The 6,051-nt window shown below is 72.7% G+C and carries 6 protein-coding genes; all 6 read right to left on the reverse strand.

The window, feature by feature from the left end:
- Window positions 1–6: 6 nt before the first annotated feature.
- Complete coding sequence (locus tag ACGF0D_RS40100; RefSeq protein WP_392925089.1) at window positions 7–456, reverse strand: DUF6238 family protein; 450 nt, start codon at window positions 454–456, stop codon at window positions 7–9.
- Window positions 457–490: 34 nt separating this feature from the next.
- Entirely contained in the window at window positions 491–1,963 is a 1,473-nt protein-coding gene (locus ACGF0D_RS40105; RefSeq protein ID WP_392925091.1) for an SCO6880 family protein, read from the reverse strand.
- 147 nt (window positions 1,964–2,110) lie between these two features.
- Window positions 2,111–3,577, reverse strand: a complete 1,467-nt coding sequence (locus tag ACGF0D_RS40110) for an ATP-binding protein (protein WP_392925093.1) — start codon at window positions 3,575–3,577, stop codon at window positions 2,111–2,113.
- A gap of 15 nt (window positions 3,578–3,592) precedes the next feature.
- Window positions 3,593–4,291, reverse strand: a complete 699-nt coding sequence (locus ACGF0D_RS40115) for a hypothetical protein (RefSeq protein ID WP_392925095.1) — start codon at window positions 4,289–4,291, stop codon at window positions 3,593–3,595.
- Window positions 4,291–4,599 (reverse strand): DUF6112 family protein, encoded by a 309-nt coding sequence (locus ACGF0D_RS40120; protein ID WP_392925097.1) that lies wholly within the window; start codon window positions 4,597–4,599, stop codon window positions 4,291–4,293. The genes ACGF0D_RS40115 and ACGF0D_RS40120 overlap by 1 nt, the downstream gene beginning before the upstream one ends.
- A gap of 77 nt (window positions 4,600–4,676) precedes the next feature.
- Entirely contained in the window at window positions 4,677–5,852 is a 1,176-nt protein-coding gene (locus ACGF0D_RS40125) for a C40 family peptidase (protein WP_392925099.1), read from the reverse strand.
- Window positions 5,853–6,051 lie beyond the last annotated feature (199 nt).

Here is a 6,051-nt window from a genome sequence, read left to right on the forward strand (position 1 = left end):
CCGGGGTCAGTGGCGGACGAGGCCGGTAAACGGGGAGTGCAGGTCGGCGGGGGTGGCGCGGCGGCGGACCAGCTGGGCGGTCTGCTGGTGGCGGCGGCAGATGGTCAGCTCCGGCGCGCCTTCGGGCCGGCGGGCGCGGCACGCGTCGGAGGACGGGACCTCGCCGGTGCCCGGCCGGGGTGATGCGTGGTAGGCGGCGTGGAGGTGGTCGGCGGCCTGCCACAGGCGGGTGCGGGCGGCCTTGAGGTGGTTGCCCTCTCCGGGCAGCAGCGGGATGGTCCGCTGGGTGTGCGCGTCGAGCAGGCCGTGAAGGGCGACCAAGTGCTCGTGCAGGGAGTCGAGTTCGGCCCGGGAGGCGACCAGCGGGCCGATGGGGATGTTGAGCGCGCGGTGGAAGTCGATCGCGGCGGTCGCGTACGGGACGAAGTCCTGCGCGGAGGCGGGGGTGGCCGGCATCGGAGTGCTCTTTCGGAAGACGGGAGGGCCGGCATCACGCGGCGAGGGCGAACGGCAGCGCAGAGGCGGTGAAGGCCTCGGCCTGCTGCCAGGTGAGCGGGCGCAGGTCGAGCTGGGCGCCCACGGCGGCGGTCTCCACCACGGCGCAGGCAGAGCGCAGTTCGTCCTCGGTGTCGGCGGAGACGGTCAGCAGCCCGGTGAGGGCGACGTCGGCGTGCCCGGCGATCAGCTGCCTCTCGCGGTTCTGGATGTCCTGGTACTCCACCGAGTCGGCCTCGGAGGACACCTGGCCCTTGCGAGCGCGCTCGGCCGAATCGGCGATCACCGAGGCCTTCTTGCGGCGCACGTCGCGCATCGCCGAGTCGAGGTCCTGCGGCTCGTAGGACAGGGAGACGGTACGGCGCACGCCCGAGGCGAACAGCACCTGGTGGAGGAATCCGGGGTTGACCTCGGTGCGCGGCCAGTTCTCCACCCAGTACGTGGAGTGGTGGGCGGAGTCGGTCGAGATGTGGTCGGCCTTATTCACCACGACCACCGGGCCCGCGGCGGCCGGCGCTGCGCCGGGGCGTCCGTCCTCGGACCAGCGGTCCAGCGCCGCACGGGACTTGGGGTCGTAGGCGGTGCGAGCGACGGCGGCGATCTCGGTGGCCGTGAGCCAGCCGGTCGGGTTGAGGCCGGCGGTGCGGGCGGACTGCTCGAACGAGCCGGTCAGCTGCGCGAGGACGGCGAAGGCACCGGTGAGGCCGCCGCCGGCCTGGGAGATCAGCCGTCGCGCGCCCTTGAAGTCGAGAGCGATGGCGACGTACGCCTCGTGCGGGGCTGCGGCCGGACCGGCGTTCTGGATCAGCTCGCCGTAGAGGGCCCCGGCCAGCGGGGCGTCGGGCTTGCCGTGCTCCTCCCAGTAGCGGCGCAGTGCGTCGCCGGAGTCGGGGACGGTGCGCTCGATGACCTGGATGCGGGCGACCTGGCCGGTGCGGGCGAGGGCCGCGAGGGCACGGCCCCAGCCGTTGACGTTGGCGTTCTGGGTGCCGGGGTCGAGCAGGGCGTAGGCGCGACTGCTGACCTTGACGATGGCGGTGAGGGTGCCGGCGTGGGGATCGTGGACGGCGCCGTAGCGGCGGTCAGGGGCGGTGACCACGCGCAGGCTGGCCGCGCTGCCGGGCAGGTGGAGCAGGCCTTCGCGCACCGGGCGGGAGGAGGGGCGGGCGAGCCAGATCAGCTGGCCCCGGAAGCGTCGCAGCGCGTAGCGGGCGGCGACCGGTGCCCAGTCGGCGAGGGTGCGGCCGCGGTAGCGGACGAAAACGAAGGCCGCCACGCCCGCCCACACGGGTATGAGCTGGAGGGCGCCGGTGACGCCGTGGGTGGTGAGGACGGCGAGCAGCAGCAGACCGGTGGCGGCGGAGGCGACCAGCTGGGCAGCGCTGAGACCGAGCAGGATGCCGCGCTTGGAGCGGTGGGGGAACTTGACGGACACCAGGGTGGCGTCGGACTTCGTAGTGGAGGACATCGGGGTTCCAGGGAGGAGCGTGCGGGCGGCGGGCGGGGGCGTGGCGCTCTTCTGGACGTCATCGTGAGACTCCTTCGCGGGTTCGAGCTCGGGGGGTGGGCCCGGGGCGGGCGGCAGGCTGCCGCCCACCCCGGGGAAGGGGACTGGTCAGGACCCGGGCTCGGCGGTCCGGTTCGGGTAGACGAACCGGCCCGGATCCGGGCCCCCGACCGGGCTCGGACCGCCAGTGGCCGGTGCGGACGGCGGGGGAGTGGCGGGGCCGTCCACTGCCGGGGGAGCGGGAACACTGGGGATCGAGGCCGTACCGGGAGCTGGGGAGCTTCCGACAGAGCCCGCCAGGCCGGCGCCCTGGACACGCGGGGCGGCAGGAGCCGTGGCTGCCTCGCCACCGTCGGACTTCGCCCCTTCGCTGCCGCCTTCGGCGGATGCCCGGGCGATCAGGGCGGGGATGCCAGGCCGGGTGACCAGGGCGCGTCCGTGGTCGCCGCCGGCGTTCGGATCCTCGCCGAAGCGGAACTTCGTTGCCTGCTGCGCGGGACCGGCGTCGATGCCCTCCGCGCTGATCCGGCCGGTCGGGTCGATGCCGGAGGCAGCACCGCCACCGCCGACCCCGGGTACCTGGGGCGGACCCTGCGGCGCCGGCATTCCCATGCCGGACTGCATGGCCAGGGAACCGGCGGTCTTCGCCGCTCCGGCCACGGTCGCCATCCCGGCCATGCCGGTGCGGTGCACGTCGTCGTGGCCGCCGCCGTCCGTCGCCCAGTGGACGAACTTGTAGACGGCGTAAGGGCACAGCAGCACCATGACCATGATCACGACACCGGCCAGGGCGTCGGACAGCGCGGCGATGCCGTCCTTGGCGTCCGTCTTGCCGAGCGCGGAGACGCCGACGAGGAAGACCACCGTCATCAGCAGCTTGGAGACGATCAGGGTGGCGGTGGCCTCGATCCAGCCGCGCCGCCAGCGCTTGGCGACCTCCCAGCCGCCGCCGGCGCCCGCGAACGCCGCGAGCGCTACCAGGACCAGGACGCCGACCTTGCGCGCGACCATCACACACCAGTAGAGGAACGCCCCGATCGCGCTGCCGACCGCGACCAGGGCGGGGATCGCCCAGCCGAGCGGGAACATGGCACCGAACTGGGTGACCTTGATCATGCGCCTGACCGCGTCGGCGACGCTGGTGTGCGCCGCTTGGAACAGTCCGGCCGACAAGGCGTCGACCGTCGTCACCGCCACCGCGGTGAAGCTGATCGCCCCGAAGGCGAACAGGACACCGGTCATCGTGCCCCACGCGGCCTTGGCCAGCGCCCGCTCGTCCCGCCGCCAGGCGGCCAGGATCAGCTGCGCGCAGAACGTGCCCACGGTCAGGATCAGCCCGATCGGCAGGATCAACTGGTAGTTGTCCCTGAACCACGGAGCTGACAGGTCGATCGCGGTGGTCTCGTCGACCGCCTTCGCGCACAGGTCGACGGCGCTGGCCGCCAGCTCGCCCATGCTCTTGGCGATCCACGCGCCGATGCCGTCGGTGATGCTCTTGCCCGGGTCGCTGACGAAGTTGATGCCGTCGACGACGGTGCAGACCTGGGCGATCATCGGGAGATTGCAGATGTCCACGCGTACCTCCCGGGCTCAGGGCGCCACGGCCGGCAGTACACCAGCCAGGGCGCATGGGCGGTCGGGGCGGCACTGGACGGCGAGCGTCGTCGAGCGGTCCTCGGCACCACCGGCCGGGGCTCCGTTCCAGGAGATCGACTGCTTTCCCGAGACGGTGACGGCGTAGACGTACGCCTGCGCGATCGCCCCCGGATCCGCCTGCAGCGCCCGGGTGAACGAGTCCGGGAAGTGCGCCTCGGCCGCGGTCGCGGTGGCGAACTGCCCGGAGTCGGCCATCCGCCCCCACAACAGGGGCGACGGCGCCAGACGGTCGACCGAGTCCGCGTCGGCGTACTGGCCCTCGGTGGTCAGCCACCGGTGAAGGGAGGCCACCAGCTCAGGCTGGGAGGAGGCGCGGGTGTCGTACGACCACAGCGCCACCGCCGCTGCCTTCGCGAACGCGATCGGATCGTGAGTCGACGGCGGACCGGGAAGCGCGGACGAGCGCGCACCCGGCGACGCCGGAGCCGACGGGCCCGGTGCCGGCGAGGCGGTCGAACCCGCAGTGGCAGCAGGGTGGTCGGCGGTGCTCCGGCCGTCCCGGGTGACGTATGCCAGCACCCCGGAGCAGACGACGAGCACCACCAGGACGGCCGTGCCCAGCAGCGCCCGGCGGCGAACCAGCGCGTCGCCGGACATCGCGCTGCGGGACGAGAAGAAGGAACGTTTCTGCATTACTTGACCTGGCTTCCGAGCGTCGAGAAGAAGCTCACGACGCCGTTCGCGGCACCGAGCAGCAGAGCCGCGCCCGCGCTCACGAGCACGCCCTTCTTGCCGTTGGCCTCGGCCTGGTGCCCGCCGCTGTGGTGGCCCCAGGCCCACACCCCGGCGCTCACGGCCAGGGCACCGACGACGGCGATGATGCCGAACAGGTTCAGCGAGCCCATCACCTGCTTGAGGACCGAAAGGCCGGGCAGGCCGCCCTCGTTGGGGGTGATGCCGGGGTCGTAGGCGAGCTGGACGACTGCGTCCGCGAGGAACATGAGGGAACTCCTGGTGTTTCAGGGCGCGCGAAAACAGCCCGAAGGGAGGTGAGAAAAGAGGGAGAGGAGAGCGCGGGTCAGACGACCCGGCGGGCGGCGAGGATCTCCGGCCGCCACGAGGCGAGGGTCGAGATCTTGACCACGTCGCCGGTCTTCGGGGCGTGCACGACCAGCCCCGAGCCGATGAACATCCCGACGTGCTCCGGCACGGCCGGGGTGCCCCGGGTGAACAGCAGGTCGCCCGGCTTGAGCGCGTCCGCCGACACAGCGGTGCCCTGCTTGACCTGCTCGTAGGTGGTCCGCTCCAACGAGACCGCTGCCGACCGGTAGGCAACCTGCATCAGGGAGGAGCAGTCGCACCTGCCCATCGGGTCCGCGCCGTGCGAGTTCGAGCACGTGCCGCCCCACTGGTACGGGGTGCCCAACTGCCCCAGCGCCCAGCGGATCGCGGTCTGCACCTGCTGCGGGGCGTCCGCCGGGATCGTGTACCCGGCCGGCAGCGAACCGGGCGGGACCGTCCCGAAGTCGGTCCCGTCGCCGCCAGTCGTTCCGCAGGTCCCGCCACTGGGCGTGGGGCTCGCGGTGCTTCCGGCTGTCGGCGACCCGGTTGGGGCCGGCGCCGGCGTGGGAGAGCCTTCGGGGGAGGGGGCGAGCAGCGGTGCGATGGCCTTCTGCAGCGCCTCCGCCAACGGCTGCCACTTCGCGTACGCGTCGGGGAAGCCGGAGCGCTGCACGGCCTGGGCGGCCTGGGTGACGGTCATCGACTCCCAGCCGCTGACCTGCTTGAGCGCCTCGTAGAACTTCGTCGAGGCGTACACCGGATTCATGATCTGATCCGGGGTGCCCCAGCCCTGCGAAGGGCGCTGCTGGAACAGCCCGAGCGAGTCCCGGTCGCCGTAGCGGATGTTGCGAAGCTCGCTCTCCTGCATGGCCGTTGCCAGGGCAACGACCTGCCCGCGGACGGGGATGTGCAGGGCGATGCCGGTGGCCTGGATGGTCTTGGCGTTGGGGATCTGCTCGTCCGGCTTGGTCAGCCCCGCCACGCTCGGGGCGCTGAGCGGGCTGGAACCCTTGAGGATCGCCTCGACCTGCGCCGCGACGGCCGAGCTGTCCACGCCCTGCGGACTACCACCGGGCGGGCAGGAGGCGGAGGTCGCGGAGGCGTTGCCCGCGCCGACGATCACCACCGGCAGGGCGAGCATCAGAGGGCCGCAGGCGGCGATCCCGAAGAGCACACCGAAGGTCTTCTTCACGGAGCCCGCCGATCACCGCGCGCTTGCTGGGTGGACGGCGGGGGCGGATGAGGACATGGGTGTGCCAGGGCATGCTGCATCGCAGCGGCTCCTTGCGGGTTCGTAGGGGAGCGCGGTGCCGGCCTCTCGTGCGAAGAAGTCGCCGGCACCGCGCCGGGGGGGAAACCCCCCACGCGCAGGGCGGGGCCCGGGCAGGGGG

This window comes from Kitasatospora sp. NPDC048298 (assembly GCF_043201465.1).
GTDB lineage: Bacteria > Actinomycetota > Actinomycetes > Streptomycetales > Streptomycetaceae > Kitasatospora.